This window comes from Streptomyces sp. NPDC007264, assembly GCF_042869095.1.
Classification (GTDB): Bacteria; Actinomycetota; Actinomycetes; order Streptomycetales; family Streptomycetaceae; genus Streptomyces.
This window is the reverse complement of sequence record NZ_JBIAFD010000008.1, coordinates 55,377-72,272: the sequence shown is the minus strand read 5'-3', so window position 1 is coordinate 72,272 and position 16,896 is coordinate 55,377. Positions and strand designations below refer to the sequence as shown.

The 16,896-nt window shown below is 70.8% G+C and carries 16 protein-coding genes; 15 read left to right on the top strand and 1 reads right to left on the bottom strand.

The genetic code is table 11. The features are described from left to right. Positions 1–20: 20 nt before the first annotated feature. The 15 genes from ACFYMU_RS15690 to ACFYMU_RS15620 all read left to right on the top strand — a co-directional run bounded on the left by ACFYMU_RS15690 (position 21) and on the right by ACFYMU_RS15620 (position 15,915). Positions 21–944 (top strand): ABC transporter permease, encoded by a 924-nt coding sequence (locus ACFYMU_RS15690; RefSeq protein ID WP_388373048.1) that lies wholly within the window; start codon positions 21–23, stop codon positions 942–944. Further along, positions 937–1,716, top strand: a complete 780-nt coding sequence (locus tag ACFYMU_RS15685) for an ABC transporter ATP-binding protein (RefSeq protein ID WP_388373046.1) — start codon at positions 937–939, stop codon at positions 1,714–1,716. Before ACFYMU_RS15690 ends, ACFYMU_RS15685 begins: the two co-directional genes overlap by 8 nt. A 331-nt stretch (positions 1,717–2,047) precedes the next feature. Continuing rightward, positions 2,048–2,980 (top strand): squalene synthase HpnC, encoded by a 933-nt coding sequence (gene hpnC / locus ACFYMU_RS15680; protein WP_388373044.1) that lies wholly within the window; start codon positions 2,048–2,050, stop codon positions 2,978–2,980. Continuing rightward, positions 2,977–3,927 (top strand): presqualene diphosphate synthase HpnD, encoded by a 951-nt coding sequence (hpnD, locus tag ACFYMU_RS15675; protein WP_388373042.1) that lies wholly within the window; start codon positions 2,977–2,979, stop codon positions 3,925–3,927. Before hpnC ends, hpnD begins: the two co-directional genes overlap by 4 nt. Then, on the top strand, positions 3,927–4,067 hold the full coding sequence (locus ACFYMU_RS15670) for a DUF6380 family protein (RefSeq protein WP_388373040.1): 141 nt from the start codon (positions 3,927–3,929) through the stop codon (positions 4,065–4,067). Before hpnD ends, ACFYMU_RS15670 begins: the two co-directional genes overlap by 1 nt. Continuing rightward, complete coding sequence (gene hpnE, locus ACFYMU_RS15665; protein ID WP_388373038.1) at positions 4,064–5,557, top strand: hydroxysqualene dehydroxylase HpnE; 1,494 nt, start codon at positions 4,064–4,066, stop codon at positions 5,555–5,557. Before ACFYMU_RS15670 ends, hpnE begins: the two co-directional genes overlap by 4 nt. Continuing rightward, positions 5,554–6,684: a polyprenyl synthetase family protein gene (locus ACFYMU_RS15660; protein ID WP_388373036.1), complete on the top strand. Its 1,131-nt coding sequence runs from the start codon at positions 5,554–5,556 to the stop codon at positions 6,682–6,684. Before hpnE ends, ACFYMU_RS15660 begins: the two co-directional genes overlap by 4 nt. A gap of 154 nt (positions 6,685–6,838) precedes the next feature. Continuing rightward, the gene (gene shc / locus ACFYMU_RS15655) at positions 6,839–8,839 is read left to right on the top strand and encodes a squalene--hopene cyclase (RefSeq protein ID WP_388373034.1); all 2,001 of its coding nucleotides are present in this window, start codon (positions 6,839–6,841) and stop codon (positions 8,837–8,839) included. Further along, a complete protein-coding gene (locus ACFYMU_RS15650) occupies positions 8,839–9,480 on the top strand; it encodes a 1-hydroxy-2-methyl-2-butenyl 4-diphosphate reductase (protein ID WP_388373032.1) in 642 nt (213 codons plus the stop codon). Before shc ends, ACFYMU_RS15650 begins: the two co-directional genes overlap by 1 nt. Positions 9,481–9,485: 5 nt before the next feature. Then, a complete protein-coding gene (gene hpnH, locus ACFYMU_RS15645) occupies positions 9,486–10,508 on the top strand; it encodes an adenosyl-hopene transferase HpnH (RefSeq protein ID WP_388373030.1) in 1,023 nt (340 codons plus the stop codon). A 4-nt stretch (positions 10,509–10,512) separates the two neighbouring features. After that, the gene (gene ispG, locus ACFYMU_RS15640) at positions 10,513–11,670 is read left to right on the top strand and encodes a flavodoxin-dependent (E)-4-hydroxy-3-methylbut-2-enyl-diphosphate synthase (protein ID WP_388373026.1); all 1,158 of its coding nucleotides are present in this window, start codon (positions 10,513–10,515) and stop codon (positions 11,668–11,670) included. A gap of 27 nt (positions 11,671–11,697) precedes the next feature. After that, entirely contained in the window at positions 11,698–13,680 is a 1,983-nt protein-coding gene (gene dxs, locus ACFYMU_RS15635) for a 1-deoxy-D-xylulose-5-phosphate synthase (protein WP_388373024.1), read from the top strand. Beyond that, positions 13,677–15,074, top strand: coding sequence for an aspartate aminotransferase family protein (locus ACFYMU_RS15630; protein ID WP_388373022.1), 1,398 nt, complete (start codon positions 13,677–13,679; stop codon positions 15,072–15,074). Before dxs ends, ACFYMU_RS15630 begins: the two co-directional genes overlap by 4 nt. 76 nt (positions 15,075–15,150) lie before the next feature. Beyond that, on the top strand, positions 15,151–15,771 hold the full coding sequence (locus tag ACFYMU_RS15625; protein ID WP_388373020.1) for a helix-turn-helix domain-containing protein: 621 nt from the start codon (positions 15,151–15,153) through the stop codon (positions 15,769–15,771). A 33-nt stretch (positions 15,772–15,804) separates the two neighbouring features. Further along, positions 15,805–15,915 (top strand): DUF6126 family protein, encoded by a 111-nt coding sequence (locus tag ACFYMU_RS15620; protein WP_388373506.1) that lies wholly within the window; start codon positions 15,805–15,807, stop codon positions 15,913–15,915. Between the two features lie 34 nt (positions 15,916–15,949). Here the strand turns inward: ACFYMU_RS15620 and ACFYMU_RS15615 are convergent, their stop codons facing one another. Next, positions 15,950–16,747, bottom strand: coding sequence for a tyrosine-protein phosphatase (locus ACFYMU_RS15615; protein ID WP_388373018.1), 798 nt, complete (start codon positions 16,745–16,747; stop codon positions 15,950–15,952). Positions 16,748–16,896: the final 149 nt, after the last annotated feature.

Genomic DNA, 16,896 nt, shown 5'->3' with positions numbered 1-16,896 from the left:
CACGGAGAGTTTGCCAACCTGTGAGTGATACAACGCACGGCGGTGTCGCGGTGAGCGCCCCGTCACCCGATGAGGGACTGACAGCCGCCGAACTGGCCGCCAAGTACGGGCTCTCGGTCAGCGGAGCCCGGCCCGGGCTCGTCGAGTACGTCCGCCAGCTGTGGGGACGGCGCCACTTCATCCTCGCCTTCTCCCAGGCGAAGCTCACCGCCCAGTACAGCCAGGCCAGGCTCGGCCAGCTGTGGCAGGTCGCCACCCCGCTGCTGAACGCTTTCGTGTACTTCGTGATCTTCGGGCTGATCCTGAAGGCCGGACGGGGCATGACGACCGGCACGTACATCCCGTTCCTGGTGACCGGCATCTTCGTCTTCACCTTCACCCAGAACTCGCTCATGGCCGGCGTGCGGGCGATCTCCGGCAACCTGGGCCTGGTGCGTGCGCTGCACTTCCCGCGCGCCTCCCTGCCCGTCTCGTTCGCGCTGCAGCAGCTCCAGCAGCTGCTCTTCTCGATGGTCGTGCTGTTCGCCGTGGCGGTGGGATTCGGCAACTATCCGGGCCTGTCCTGGCTGCTGATCGTCCCGATTCTGGCGCTGCAGTTCTGCTTCAACACGGGTCTCGCCCTCATCGTGGCGCGCATGGGTGCCAAGACCCCGGACCTCGCCCAGCTGATGCCGTTCATCCTGCGGACCTGGATGTACGCCTCCGGTGTGATGTTCTCCCTCCACACCATGCTGGCGGGCCGTCCGGCATGGGTCGTCCACGCGCTGCAGGTGAACCCGGCGGCCGTCTACATGGACCTGATGCGCTTCGCGCTCATCGACGACTACGTCGCCGAGAACCTCACACCGCACGTCTGGGCCGTCGCCCTGTTCTGGGCCGTCGTCGTGCTCGCCGGCGGGTTCGTGTACTTCTGGCGGGCGGAGGAGAGGTACGGCCGTGGCTGAGCAGGAGACCGGGGCCAGGGTGCCCACCGTCATCGCCGACGACCTGCACATCGTCTACCGCGTCAACGGCGCCAAGACGGGCAAGGGCAGCGCGACCGCCGCCCTCAGCCGCATCCTGAGGCGCGGCGGCGAGCGCGGGGTGCGCACGGTGCACGCGGTCCGGGGCGTCTCGTTCGTCGCCTACCGCGGCGAGGCCATCGGACTGATCGGCTCGAACGGCTCCGGCAAGTCCACGCTGCTGCGGGCCGTCGCCGGCCTGCTGCCCGCGGAGCGGGGCAGGGTCTACACCGACGGCCAGCCGTCCCTGCTCGGGGTGAACGCGGCGCTGATGAACGACCTGACGGGCGAGCGGAACGTCATTCTGGGCGGCCTCGCGATGGGCATGTCCCGCGAGGAGATCAACGCCCGCTACGAGGAGATCGTCGACTTCTCCGGCATCAACGAGAAGGGCGACTTCATCACGCTGCCCATGCGCACCTACTCCTCCGGCATGGCGGCGCGGCTGCGGTTCTCCATCGCGGCCGCCAAGAACCACGACGTCCTGCTCATCGACGAGGCTCTCGCCACCGGCGACCGCAAGTTCCAGATACGGTCCGAGGAGCGCATCCGGGAGCTGCGCAAGGAGGCCGGCACGGTGTTTCTGGTCAGTCACAGCAACAAGTCGATCAGGGACACCTGCGACCGCGTCCTGTGGCTGGAGCGCGGCGAGCTGCGGATGGACGGCCCGACCGACGAGGTCATCAGGGAGTACGAGAAGTTCACGGGGAAGTAGGCCGCCGTCGCCCGGGGCCCCGCCGGAACCTTCCGGCGGGGCCCCGAGTCTGCAAAGGAAGCGCCAACTCCCGTATGTCTTAGGAATCTTGACGCCAATCGGTGTGTTGTTGTGATGCGCAGGACACCCCGACGGAGCGTGCTGCGTTGTACAACGTAAGCTGTACCGGTGCTGATTCGCGGCAAGTGGGTCGATAATGCCCCACACCCTCATACCTGCCGCGCTGTGCGGACAGCCGGGCGGCGTGTCCGAAATAGGATGTAATGGGTCAGCGGTGTAGAACGGGAGATGTGACGGCAATGGCTACGGAAAGTCTCCAGCTCCGCGAGGCATGTGCCGTCTCCGCGCCGGGCGGCGAACGGTGACCGACGCCGCGACGACGGGTACCGGTGACCCGGAGCGCGCCACCCTCGACAAGGCCGCGGACGAGAACTTCCCCGTGGCGCCGTTCTTCCTGCCCAGGGCGTGGCGCGCCGACCTGATGGCCGTCTACGGTTTCGCGCGCCTCGTCGACGACATCGGTGACGGCGACCTCGCCCCCGGCGGCGCCGACGCCCGCCTTCTGGGCGTGCCGCCCGACGAGGCCGAGGACCGCCTGCTCCTCCTCGACGCCTTCGAGGCGGACCTGCGCAGGGTCTTCGAGGCCACGCCCCGCCACCCGCTGCTCCGCCGCCTGCAGCCCACGGTGCGGCGCGCCGGCCTCACCCCCGAGCCGTTCCTCGGTCTGATCGCGGCCAACCGCCAGGACCAGCTCGTCACGCGGTACGAGACCTACGACGACCTCCTCGCCTACTGCGAACTGTCCGCCAATCCGGTCGGCCGGCTCGTCCTGGCCGTCACCGGCACCTCCACCCCCGAGCGTGTACGGCGCTCGGACGCGATCTGCACGGCGCTGCAGATCGTCGAACACCTTCAGGACGTCGCGGAGGACCTCCGCCGCGACCGCATCTATCTGCCTGCCGAGGACATGAAGCACTTCCATGTCCAGGAGACGGATCTCGCCACGAAAACAGCAGGCGCATCGGTGCGCGCGCTGGTTGCATACGAAGCAGAACGCGCCCGCGATCTCCTGAATGAAGGCGCCCCCCTTGTGGGTAGCGTCCACGGCAGGCTGAGGCTGCTGCTCGCGGGGTTCGTGGCGGGAGGGCGAGCGGCGATCCGTGCGATCGCCGCCGCCGAATACGACGTACTTCCCGGCCCGCCCAAGCCCCGCAAGCTCCGGTTGCTGCGTGAGGCGGGCGTGACTCTGCGAGGAGAGGGGTGATCCGGACCGTGGAGTCTCCACCACACGTGTCCCCACCGGTACTCGCCGCGTACAGCTACTGCGAGGCCGTGACCGGGCAGCAGGCCCGGAACTTCGCGTACGGCATCAGGCTCCTGCCGGCGCCGAAGCGCCGCGCGATGTCGGCGCTCTACGCGTTCTCCCGGCGTGTCGACGACATCGGCGACGGCGCGCTCCCGGCGGAGGTCAAGACGGCGCGGCTCGAGCGGACCAGGTCGCTGCTCGCCCGGGTCCGTGACGGGGACGTCGCCGAGGACGACACCGATCCGGTCGCGGTCGCCCTCACCCACGCCGCCCGGCACTTCCCGATCCCGCTCGGGGGCCTGGACGAACTCATCGACGGCGTCCTCATGGACGTACGCGGCGAGACCTACGAGACCTGGGACGATCTGAAGGTCTACTGCCGGTGTGTGGCCGGGGCCATCGGACGGCTCTCGCTCGGCGTGTTCGGCACCACGCCCGGGGCGCACAGCACCGAGCGCGCGCCGGAGTACGCCGACACGCTCGGGCTCGCGCTGCAACTCACCAACATCCTCCGCGACGTCCGCGAGGACGCCGAGGGCGGGCGGACCTATCTGCCCGCCGACGACCTCGCCAAATTCGGCTGCTCGGCCGGGTTCTCCGGAGCAACACCACCCGAGGGCTCCGACTTCGCGGGCCTCGTGCACTTCGAAGTGCGTCGGGCCCGCACCCTTTTCGCGGAGGGCTACCGGCTGCTTCCCCTGCTCGACCGGCGCAGCGGCGCCTGTGTCGCCGCGATGGCGGGCATCTACCGCCGGCTCCTCGACCGCATCGAGCACGATCCGCGGGCCGTGCTGCGCGGCCGTGTCTCGCTGCCCGGACGCGAGAAGGCGTACGTGGCCGTGCGCGGCCTGTCGGGCCTCGACGCCCGGCACGTGTCCCGGCGGACCGTCAGGAGGCATGCCTGATGGACAATCCGGTCCAAGGTGACTCCACCGTCGAAAAGCGGCACGCAACCCTCCGGTGCGGCGCGGCGTCCCTGAGTGCGACGGCCTGCCGTGCATCGTTCAAGCACCACGGCGGACCGGCAGGGGAGGAAGCGCCATGAGCGGCGGCACACAACCGGAGGACCGGGCGTCCGACGCCCCGGGCCGCCGCATGACGCCGTCCGCTCCCGGGACGTCCGCCGTGGTGGTCGGCGCGGGCCTCGCCGGGATCACGGCCGCGCTCGCGCTCGCCGACGCGGGAGTGCGGGTCACCCTGCTGGAAGGGCGGCCGCGGCTGGGCGGTCTCGCCTTCTCCTTCCGGCGCGGCGACCTCACCGTCGACAACGGCCAGCACGTGTATCTGCGCTGCTGCACCGCGTACCGCTGGTTCCTCGACCGCATCGACGCGACCGCGCTCGCACCCCTGCAGGATCGTCTCGACGTGCCCGTTCTCGACGCGAACGGTACTCCCGGACGACGGCTCGGCAGACTGCGGCGCGATGCGCTGCCCGTGCCGCTGCATCTCGGACGCAGTCTGGCCACCTACCCCCATCTCTCGCTCGCCGAGCGGGCCGCGGTCGGGCGTGCCGCGCTGGCGCTCCGAGCACTCGACCTCAGGGACCCCGCGCTCGACGCGCAGGACTTCGGCAGCTGGCTGGCCGCGCACGGCCAGTCGGCGCGTGCCGTCGAGGCGCTGTGGGACCTCGTCGGGGTCGCCACCCTCAACGCGGCGGCCTGCGACGCCTCGCTCGGGCTCGCCGCGATGGTGTTCAAGACGGGTCTGCTGTCCGCCCCGGGCGCGGCCGACATCGGCTGGGCACGCGTCCCCCTGGGCGAGCTGCACGACCGGCTGGCCCGCAAGGCGCTCGACTCCGCGGGCGTCCGCACCGAGGTCCGTACACGCGTCACCTCCATCTCCCCCTACGGGAACGGGCGCTGGAGCGTTCAGGTTCCCGGCGAGCGCATCGAGGCCGACGCCGTGGTCCTCGCCGTGCCGCAGCGCGAGGCCCACGATCTGCTGCCCGCCGGAGCCCTGCGCGACCCCGGACGCCTGCTCGAGATCGGCACCGCGCCGATCCTCAACATCCACGTGGTCTACGACCGCACCGTGCTCACCCGGCCCTTCTTCGCCGCGCTCGGCTCTCCGGTGCAGTGGGTCTTCGACCGCACCGAGGCATCCGGGCTGTCGAGGGGCGGGCCCGAAGGGCCTCCGTACGAGGGCGGTGGCGGGCGACGGGTGGGCCAGTACCTCGCGCTGTCGCAGTCGGCCGCGCAGGACGAGATCGACGAGCCCGTCGCCGCGCTGCGCGAGCGCTATCTCCCGGAACTCCGGCGGCTGCTGCCCGCCGCGCGCGACGCCGAGGTGAAGGACTTCTTCGTGACCCGGGAGCGCACCGCGACGTTCGCCCCCACCCCCGGCGTCGGGCGGCTGCGGCCCGGCGCCCGCACCGAGGCACCCGGCCTCTACCTGGCCGGAGCGTGGACCGCCACAGGGTGGCCCGCGACCATGGAGAGTGCGGTCCGCAGTGGAGTCGGTGCGGCGGTCGCCGCGCTGAACGCCCTGGGCCGGTCCGATGCCCACCTCCTCGACCTCTTCGAGGAGGCGGCATGAGCGTCGACCTGCAGGGGACAGGCCCCCGCACCCCCGGTACCGCAACAAGAGGAGAGACTGTGCCCACTGTGCCCCCGGCCGAGACGGCTGCCGACGCGGTGGAGGTGTCCGCGCTCCTGGAGCGCGGCCGGACCCTGGCCACCCCGGTGCTGCGGGCGGCCGTCGACCGCCTGGCACCGCCCATGGACACCGTCGCCGCCTACCACTTCGGCTGGATCGACGCCCAGGGCAATCCCGCGGACGGCGACGGCGGCAAGGCCGTGCGCCCCGCGCTGGCCCTGCTCTCCGCCCAGGCCGCGGGCAGGGCTCCCGAGGTGGGCGTGCCCGGCGCGGTCGCGGTCGAGCTGGTGCACAACTTCTCGCTGCTGCACGACGACCTGATGGACGGCGACGAACAGCGCCGCCACCGCGACACCGTCTGGAAGGTGCACGGTCCGGCCCAGGCGATCCTGGTCGGCGACGCCCTGTTCGCCCTGGCGAACGAGATCCTGCTGGAACTCGGCACCGCGGAGGCCGGCCGCGCCGCCCGCCGGCTGACCACCGCCACGCGCGCCCTGATCGACGGTCAGGCCCAGGACATCTCCTACGAGCACCGCGACCGTGTCAGCGTCGCGGAATGCCAGGAGATGGAGGGCAACAAGACCGGCGCCCTGCTGGCCTGCGCCTCCTCCATCGGTGCGGTACTGGGCGGCGCCGACGACCGCACCGCCGACATCCTGGAGAAGTACGGCTACCACCTCGGCCTCGCCTTCCAGGCCGTCGACGACCTCCTCGGCATCTGGGGCGACCCGGAGGCCACCGGCAAGCAGACCTGGAGCGATCTGCGCCAGCGCAAGAAGTCCCTGCCCGTGGTGGCGGCGCTGGCGGCGGGCGGGCCCGCCTCCGAGCGGCTCGGCGGGATCCTCGCCGAGGACGCCAAGAGCAGCGACTTCGAGAACTTCTCCGAGGAGGAGTTCGCCGCGCGGGCCGCGCTGATCGAGGAGGCGGGCGGCCGCGACTGGACCGCCCAGGAGGCGCGCCGCCAGCACGCGATCGCCGTCGAGGCCCTGGACGCCGTCCGGATGCCCCCGGAGGTGCGCGCCCGGTTCACGGCACTCGCCGACTTCGTCGTCGTACGGAAGAGATGATCATTATCGGTCGAAGACACCTCGCGTAGTCGCCGGCCGGTGCCTTTCCCGGCTCGTGTTCCGCTCGGGCCGGGAACCCCCTCGCGGACGCGCACCGGCCGACGGCGGACCCACAGCAGACGCACCGCTTGCACGACTGCACGAAGGGGAAGCCATGACAGCGACGACCGACGGAAGCACCGGGGCCCTGCCACCCCGCGCCGCCTCGGCCAGCGAAACCAACGAACCACTCCCGGACGCGGCCGGGACCGTCGGCACACGAGAGACCGCTGTGCGCGCCGTGCAGCGTGCGACGGACTTCCTGCTCGCCCGCCAGGACGCCCAGGGCTGGTGGAAGGGCGACCTGGACACGAACGTCACGATGGACGCCGAGGACCTGCTGCTCCGTCAGTTCCTGGGCATCCGGGACGAGAAGACCACCCACGCGGCAGCCCTGTTCATCCGCGGCGAGCAGCGCGAGGACGGCACCTGGGCCACCTTCTACGGCGGACCGGGCGAACTGTCCGCCACCATCGAGGCGTACGTCGCCCTGCGCCTGGCCGGTGACGCGCCGGACCAGCCCCACATGGCCAAGGCGTCGGCGTGGATCCGCGAGCAGGGCGGCATCGCCGCCTCCCGGGTCTTCACCCGCATCTGGCTCGCCCTGTTCGGCTGGTGGAAGTGGGAGGACCTGCCCGAACTCCCCCCGGAACTCATCTACTTCCCGAAGTGGATGCCGCTGAACATCTACGACTTCGGGTGCTGGGCGCGGCAGACCATCGTGCCCCTCACCATCGTGTCGGCCAAGCGCCCGGTGCGGCCCGCACCGTTCCCGCTCGACGAACTGCACACCGACCCGGGCGACCCCGGTCCGGTCAGGCCGCGGGCTCCGCTGGCGAGTTGGGACGGCGTCTTCCAGCGCCTCGACAAGGGACTGCACCGGTTCCGCAAGGTCGCACCGCGCCGGCTGCGCAGGGCCGCCATGAACACCGCGGCCCGCTGGATCATCGAGCGGCAGGAGAACGACGGGTGCTGGGGCGGGATCCAGCCGCCCGCGGTGTACTCGATCATCGCCCTGCACCTGCTCGGCTACGACCTCCAGCACCCCGTCATGCGGGAGGGGGTGGCGTCGCTCGACCGCTTCGCCGTGTGGCGCGAGGACGGCGCCCGCATGATCGAGGCGTGCCAGTCCCCGGTGTGGGACACCTGCCTCGCCACCATCGCACTGGCCGACGCCGGCGTGCCCGCCGACCATCCGCAGCTGGTGAAGGCCGCGGAGTGGATGCTCGGCGAGCAGATCGACCGGTCCGGCGACTGGGCGGTGCGCAGGCCGGGGCTGCCGCCGGGCGGCTGGGCGTTCGAGTTCCACAACGACAACTACCCCGACATCGACGACACCGCCGAGGTCGTCCTCGCACTGCGCCGCGTCAGGCACCCCGACCCGGAGCGGGTCGAGAGAGCGGTCGGCCGCGGCGTGCGGTGGAACCTCGGCATGCAGTCGAAGAACGGGGCATGGGGCGCCTTCGACGTCGACAACACCAGCGCCTTCCCCAACCGGCTGCCCTTCTGCGACTTCGGTGAGGTCATCGACCCGCCGTCCGCCGACGTCACCGCGCACGTCGTCGAGATGCTCGCGGTCGAGGGCCTCTCCCACGACCCGCGCACGCGCCGCGGCATCGAGTGGCTGCTGGCCGAGCAGGAGCCCGACGGCTCCTGGTTCGGGCGCTGGGGCGTCAACTACGTCTACGGCACCGGCTCGGTGGTGCCCGCGCTGATCGCCGCCGGCATCCCGGGGTCGCACCCGGCGATCCGCCGGGCGGTCGCCTGGCTGGAGGACGTGCAGAACGACGACGGCGGCTGGGGCGAGGACCTGCGCTCCTACCAGGACGCCAAGGCGTGGAGCGGCCGCGGCGCCTCCACCGCCTCGCAGACGGGGTGGGCGCTGCTCGCGCTGCTGGCGGCGGGCGAGAGCGACTCCAAGGCCGTGGAACGCGGCATCGGGTTCCTCGCCCAGACCCAGAACGAGGACGGTTCCTGGGACGAACCGTACTTCACCGGCACCGGCTTCCCCTGGGACTTCTCCATCAACTACCACCTCTACCGGCAGGTCTTCCCGCTCACCGCGCTCGGCCGCTACGTCCACGGCGAGCCGTTCGCCGAGGGCAAGGGGAGCTGATGAGCCAGAAGCCCGAGCCGGCACCGCTGCTGATCGCCTGCGCGCTCGGCATCGAGCACATCGCCCTGCGCAGCGGCGGTCAGAGCGGCGCCGACGGGCCCGTCACCCTGCTCCGTACGGGCATGGGGCCCCGGGCCGCCGAGCGATCGGTCACCCGGGCGCTCGGCGACCCGGCCCACACCCGGGCGGCCGTCCTCGCCACGGGTTTCTGCGCGGGCCTCGCCCCCGGAATGCACCCCGGCGACCTGGTCGTCGCCGAGGAGGCCCGGGACCCCCGCGGCACCACGCCCTGCGTCGGCACAGACCTGCTCGTCAAGGAGCTCATGCGCACCGTCCCGGGGCGCACCGTCCACACCGGGCCGCTCATCGGCTCGGACCGCATCGTCCGCGGTCACCGGCGTGCGCACCTGCTGGCGACCGGCGCCATCGCCGCCGACATGGAGTCGGCCGCGACGCTGCACACCGCCGTGCGCACGGGTGACCGCCCGGTTGCGGCCGTCCGGGTGGTCGTGGACGCTCCAGAGCATGAACTCGTCCGGATCGGCACCTTGCGCGGTGGAATATCAGCTTTCCGCGTTCTCCGTGCCGTCCTTCCCGCTTTCTTTGAATGGCACCGATCCTTGCTGCTCCCCAGGAGGTGAGCCAGATGGCCATGCCGCTGCGCCAGTCCATCAAGGTGGCGACCTATCTTTTCGAACAGAAGCTGCGCAGGCGGGACAAGTTTCCGCTCATCGTCGAGCTGGAACCGCTCTTCGCCTGCAATCTGAAGTGCGAGGGCTGCGGCAAGATCCAGCACCCGGCCGGGGTGCTGAAACAGCGCATGCCGGTGGCCCAGGCGGTGGGGGCGGTCCTGGAGTCCGGTGCGCCGATGGTGTCGATCGCGGGCGGCGAGCCGCTGATGCATCCGCAGATCGACGAGATCGTGCGGCAGTTGGTGGCCCGCAGGAAGTATGTGTTCCTGTGCACCAACGCCCTGTTGCTGCGCAAGAAGATGGACCTGTTCAAGCCGTCGCCGTACTTCGCGTTCGCCGTGCACATCGACGGCCTGCGGGAGCGGCACGACGAGTCGGTGGCGAAGGAAGGTGTGTTCGACGAGGCCGTGGCGGCCATCAAGGAGGCAAAGCGCCGCGGCTTCCGGGTCACCACCAACTCGACCTTCTTCAACACCGACACCCCGCAGACCGTCGTCGAGGTGCTCAACTTCCTCAACGACGAGCTGAAGGTCGACGAGATGATGATCTCGCCCGCCTACGCCTACGAGAAGGCGCCCGACCAGGAGCACTTCCTGGGCGTGGAACAGACCCGCGAACTGTTCAAGAAGGCGTTCTCCGGCGGCAACCGGCGCCGCTGGCGGCTCAACCACTCGCCGTTGTTCCTCGACTTCCTCGAGGGCAAGGTCGACTTCCCCTGCACTGCCTGGGCGATCCCCAACTACTCGCTCTTCGGCTGGCAGCGCCCCTGCTACCTGATGAGCGACGGGTACGTGCCGACGTACCGGGAACTGATCGAGAAGACCGACTGGGACAAGTACGGCCGCGGCAAGGACCCTCGCTGCGCCAACTGCATGGCGCACTGCGGTTACGAGCCCACCGCCGTCCTCGCCACCATGGGCTCCCTCAAGGAGTCCCTGCGGGCCGTGCGGGAGACCGTCTCCGGGGACAACGGGTGACGCCATGACCGCCATTTCCCTGGGCGTCCCCGAGGTACCGGTCCGGCCGATCGCGACGCGTCGCGCCTCGCGGCGGATCCATGTCGGACCGGTGGCGGTCGGGGGCGGGGCCCCGGTGTCGGTGCAGTCGATGACGACGACGCGCACGTCGGACATCGGCGCCACGTTGCAGCAGATCGCCGAACTCACCGCGTCCGGCTGCCAGATCGTCCGCGTCGCCTGCCCCACGCAGGACGACGCGGACGCCCTCGCGACGATCGCGCGCAAGTCGCAGATCCCGGTGATCGCCGACATCCACTTCCAGCCGAAGTACGTGTTCGCGGCGATCGAGGCGGGCTGTGCGGCCGTCCGCGTCAACCCGGGCAACATCAAGCAGTTCGACGACAAGGTCAGGGAGATCGCGAAGGCGGCGAAGGACCACGGCACTCCGATCCGGATCGGGGTCAACGCGGGTTCGCTGGACAGGCGGCTGCTGCAGAAGTACGGCAGGGCCACCCCGGAGGCGCTCGTCGAGTCCGCCCTGTGGGAGGCGTCGCTGTTCGAGGAGCACGACTTCCGGGACATCAAGATCTCCGTCAAGCACAACGACCCGGTCGTGATGGTCAACGCCTACCGCCTGCTCGCCGAGCAGTGCGACTACCCGCTGCACCTGGGTGTGACGGAGGCCGGACCCGCCTTCCAGGGCACGATCAAGTCGGCCGTCGCCTTCGGCGCGCTGCTGTCGCAGGGCATCGGCGACACGATCCGCGTCTCGCTGTCCGCGCCTCCCGTGGAGGAGGTCAAGGTCGGCACCCGGATCCTCGAGTCGCTGGGCCTTCGGCAGCGGCGTCTGGAGATCGTCTCCTGTCCTTCGTGCGGCCGCGCCCAGGTCGACGTCTACAAGCTGGCCGAGGAGGTCACGGCGGGCCTGGAGGGCATGCGGGTGCCGCTGCGGGTCGCGGTCATGGGCTGCGTGGTCAACGGCCCCGGCGAGGCGAGGGAGGCCGACCTGGGAGTGGCCTCCGGCAACGGCAAGGGCCAGATCTTCGTCAAGGGCCAGGTCATCAAGACCGTCCCCGAGTCGCAGATCGTGGAGACCCTGATCGAGGAGGCCATGAAGATCGCCGAGCAGATGGAGCAGGAGGGCGCCGGCGCGGGAGAGCCGGCCGTCACCGTGAGCTGAACAGCACGGACCGAGAGGGGGCCGAGCGTGACGATTCTGGAGACCATCCGGCAACCACGCGACCTGAAGGCGCTGTCCGAGGCGCAGTTGAATCAACTGGCCGTCGAGATCAGGGAGTTCCTGGTCCATGCGGTCGCCAGGACCGGTGGTCACCTGGGGCCCAATCTGGGGGTGGTGGAACTGTCCATCGCGCTCCACCGGGCCTTCGAGTCACCGGTCGACCGCATCCTGTGGGACACCGGCCATCAGAGCTATGTGCACAAGCTCCTGACGGGGCGTCAGGACTTCTCCAAGCTGCGCGGCAAGGGAGGACTGTCCGGCTACCCCTCGCGCGAGGAGTCCGAGCACGACATCATCGAGAACAGCCACGCGTCCACCGCGCTCGGCTGGGCCGACGGACTCGCCAAGGCCCGCCAGGTGCAGGGGGAGAAGGGCCATGTCGTCGCGGTGATCGGCGACGGCGCGCTGACCGGGGGCATGGCGTGGGAGGCGCTGAACAACATCGCCGCCGCCAAGGACCGCCCGCTGATCATCGTGGTCAACGACAACGAGCGCTCGTACGCGCCGACCATCGGCGGCCTCGCCAACCACCTCGCCGCCCTGCGCACCACCGACGGCTACGAGAAGGCGCTCGCCTGGGGCAAGGACGTGCTGCAGCGCACGCCCGTCGTCGGCAACACCCTCTACGAGGCCCTGCACGGCGCGAAGAAGGGCTTCAAGGACGCGTTCGCGCCGCAGGGCCTGTTCGAGGACCTGGGCCTGAAGTACGTCGGCCCGATCGACGGACACGACATCCGGGCCGTCGAGTCGGCGCTGCGCCGCGCCAAGCGTTTCCACGGCCCGGTGCTGATCCACTGCCTCACCGAGAAGGGCCGCGGCTACGAGCCGGCGCTCGCCCACGAGGAGGACCACTTCCACACCGTCGGCGTGATGGACCCGCTGACCTGCGAGCCCCTCGCCCCGTCCGGCGGCCCGTCGTGGACCTCGGTGTTCGGCGACGAGATCCTGCGGATCGGCGAGGAGCGCGAGGACGTCGTGGCGATCACGGCGGCCATGCTGCACCCGGTGGGCCTGGCCAAGTTCGCCGAGCGGTTCCCCGACCGGGTGTGGGACGTGGGGATAGCGGAGCAGCACGCGGCGGTGTCCGCCGCCGGACTCGCGACCGGCGGACTGCATCCCGTCGTCGCCGTCTACGCGACCTTCCTCAACCGGGCCTTCGACCAGCTCCTGATGGACGTCGCCCTGCACCGCTGCGGGGTCACGTTCGTCCTGGACCGGGCCGGGGTCACGGGCGTGGACGGGCCCTCGCACAACGGCATGTGGGACATGTCGGTCCTGCAGGTCGTCCCCGGCCTCAGGATCGCGGCGCCGCGCGACGCCGACCAGCTGCGGGCGCAGCTGCGCGAGGCGGTCGCGGTCGACGACGCGCCGACCCTGGTCCGCTTCCCGAAGGAATCGGTGGGCCCCGCTCTCCCCGCGGTGGACCGGGTGGGCGGCCTGGACGTCCTGCACCGCGCCGACCGGCCCGAGGTGCTCCTGGTCGCCGTCGGTGTGATGGCACCCGTCTGCCTCCAGGCGGCGGACCTGCTTCAGGCCCGGGGCATCGGCTGCACGGTCGTCGACCCGCGGTGGGTCAAGCCCGTCGACCCCTCGCTGCCCGGGCTGGCCGCCGAGCATCGGATCGTCGCCGTGGTCGAGGACAACAGCCGGTCCGCCGGCGTCGGTTCCGCCGTCGCGCTGGCGCTCGGGGACGCCGATGTCGACGTACCGGTGCGGCGGTTCGGCATCCCCGAGCAGTTCCTCGCGCACGCCAAGCGCGGCGAGGTGCTCGCCGACATCGGTCTCACACCCGTCGAGATCGCCGGGCGGATCAGCGCCTGCCTGGTGCCCCGGCAGGCGACGTCCACCCCGTCGCGGCGCCCGGCAGGCTCCCCCGAGCTCTTCGAACGGGGGGCACCCCCACTGGCCGCGACCGCCGAGGATGAGCCGTCCAAGGAGACAAAGCAATGACCACCCAGTCCGGGAACCGGGAGTTCGACCTCGGCGCGCTCCTGGCCGAGCGCGGGGCCGAGCGCTACGAGCTGCACGCGAAGTACCTCAACCACCAGCTTCCGCGCATGCTGCACACCATCGGCTTCGACAAGGTCTACGAGCGGGCCGAGGGCGCCCACTTCTGGGACGCGGACGGCAACGACCACCTGGACATGCTGGCCGGGTTCGGGGTGATGGGCCTGGGCCGCCACCACCCCGTCGTCCGCCGGGCGCTGCACGACGTGCTGGACGCGCAGCTCGCCGACCTCACCCGCTTCGACTGCCAGCCGCTGCCCGGACTGCTGGCGGAGCGGCTGCTCGGCCACAGCCCGCACCTGGACCGGGTGTTCTTCGGCAACAGCGGGACGGAGGCGGTGGAGACCGCACTGAAGTTCGCCAGGTACGCCACCGGCAAGCCGCGGATCCTCTACTGTGCCCACGCCTTCCACGGACTGACCACCGGTTCCCTGTCCGTGAACGGCGAGTCGGGCTTCCGCGACGGCTTCGCCCCGCTGCTGCCCGACACCGCGGTTCCGCTCGGCGACCTCGACGCGCTCGCCCGGGAGCTGGCCCAGGGAGACGTGGCGGCGCTCATCGTCGAGCCGATCCAGGGCAAGGGCGTCCACGAGACCCCGCCCGGCTATCTGGCGGCCGCCCAGGAGCTGTTGCACCGGCACAAGGCGCTGCTGATCGCGGACGAGGTGCAGACCGGCCTCGGCCGAACGGGTGACTTCTACGCCTATCAGCACGAGAACGGCGTGGAGCCGGACCTGGTGTGCGTGGCGAAGGCGCTCTCCGGCGGCTATGTGCCGGTCGGTGCCACCCTCGGCAAGGAGTGGATCTTCAAGAAGGTCTACTCGTCCATGGACCGGGTGCTCGTGCACTCGGCGAGCTTCGGATCCAACGCGCAGGCGATGGCGGCGGGCCTAGCGGTCCTCTCCGTCATGGAGAACGACCAGATCGTGGCGAACGTCCGCGCCGTCGGGGAGCAGCTGAAGTCCCGGCTGGCGGCGCTCGTCGACAAGTACGAGCTGCTCAGCGACGTCCGCGGCCGGGGCCTGATGATCGGGATCGAGTTCGGCCGGCCCAGCTCGCTGCGGCTGCGCAGCCGGTGGGCCATGCTCCAGGCCGCCCGCAAGGGCCTGTTCGCGCAGATGGTCGTGGTGCCCCTGCTGCAACGGCACCGGATCCTCACCCAGGTCTCCGGCGACCATCTGGAAGTGATCAAGCTGATTCCGCCACTGATCATCAGTGAGAAGGACGTCGACCGGTTCGTGGAGGCGTTCACCGCGGTCATGGACGACGCGCACGGTGGCGGGCTCATGTGGGACTTCGGGAAAACGCTGATCAAACAGGCCGTGGCGAACCGCTAGCGGCCGTCAGCCATCGTGATCTTGCCTCATGGGTAAAAAATTTGCCTGAGAGGCAAGACTCGGGCTGAATGGAGGGATGAGCCCTCCCGAAGAGGCCGGACCCGGGCCGGCCGAGGACCTGTTCGTCGTCGCGCCCCAGCTGCGCGCGCTGCGTCGCCGCGCCTCGCTCACCCTGGAGGCCGCGGCCCGCGACGCGGGGCTCTCGCCCGCGCATCTCTCCCGCCTCGAGACCGGGCAGCGCCAGCCCTCGCTGCCGATGCTACTCGCGCTCGCGCGTGTGTACGGCACGACGGTTTCCGAACTGCTGGGCGAGACCGTCGCCGACCGCGCCGCGGTCGTGCGCGCCGCCGACACGGAGCCCACCAGGGCGGGCGGCTGGACGTACTGGCAGGCGGGCGCGCCGGGCCGCGGGATGCAGGCCCTCCGTGTCCACGTCCCCTTCGGCCCCCAGGCCGACATCGTGCGCGTCCACCCCGGCGAGGAATGGCTGTACGTCCTCACGGGGCGGCTGCGGCTGCGGCTCGGCGACAGCACGCATGTGCTCGGGCCGGGCGACAGCGCGCACTACGACTCGCTGACCCCGCACCGACTGGCGGCCGTCGACCGGGACGGGACCGATCTGCTCTACGTCCACACCCTGCTGCAGAGCCCGCGGACCGGGCTGTGCCTGGGCCTCACCCCTGGAGAGACGCCATGACCGAGCACCCGGAGACCCGCCCCAGCCGGTGAGATCGAGGACAGGTTCCCCCGCTCCCTGTGGATCCGTCTGATCATCTACATCGCGGCCGGTCATCTCTTCGCCGCCTTCCTCTCCTTCCTGTTCGCGGTGGGCGCGAAGTAGGCGGTGCCGCCCACCGGGCGGGTGCGCGGGCGGCTCAGTCCAGCAGCCGCTCGCGCAGCCGTTCCCGCAGCCGGGGCGTGATCCTGAGACCCTGCTCCAGATAGACGTCCACGCTGCCCCAGGTCTCCTCGACCGTCTCGAACGCCGCCGCCAGGTACTCCGCCCGGGCGTCGAACAGCGGGCTGATCAGCTCCATCACCTCGGGGGAGTAGGCATCGGCCGACGAGCCGTTGCGGTGCACCTTGTAGCGGCGGTGCCTGGCGTTCGACTCCAGGTAGTCGGCGACGATGGCCTCGCGCTCGACTCCCACCGCGAGGAGGGTCACCGCGATCGACAGACCCGCGCGGTCCTTGCCCGCCGCGCAGTGCATCAGGGCGGGCACGCTGTCCTGCGCCAGCGCGTGCAGCACGTGGGAGTGCTCGGACGTGCGCTCCTTGATGATCGTGCGGTACGAGACGATCATGCGCCGGGCGGCCCTGCCGTCCGAGAGGAGCTCGCGCAACTGGTCCAGGTCCCCGTCGCGGACCATCTTCCAGAACTCGGCGCCGTCCGCCGGATCGGACAGCGGGAGGTTGACGTTCCGCACACCCGGCAGGTCGACGTCGGGCCCCTCCAGCTTCTTGTCCGCCGCGTTGCGGAAGTCGAAGACCGTGTGCAGGCCGAGGGAGGCCAGGAACGTGGCGTCCTTCTCCGTCGCGTGCGCGAGGTGGCCGCTGCGGAAGAGCACCCCCTGCCGCACACGCCGTCCGTCCACGGTCGGCAGACCGCCCACGTCACGGAAGTTGCGCACTCCGGCCAGCTCCGGCTCGGTCGACGGGACCTGCTGCGTCACGTGGGGCTCCTCCCAGCCGTCCGCCGGCGCTGCTCGCCGGCGGGCCCTTCGACGATACGACATGGGTTCATCAGGCAATCATTGATGATCCGACGCCGCAGCGAACCTGGACCGAAGCGTTGCCGACGGGCCGCTCCATCTCCGATGAT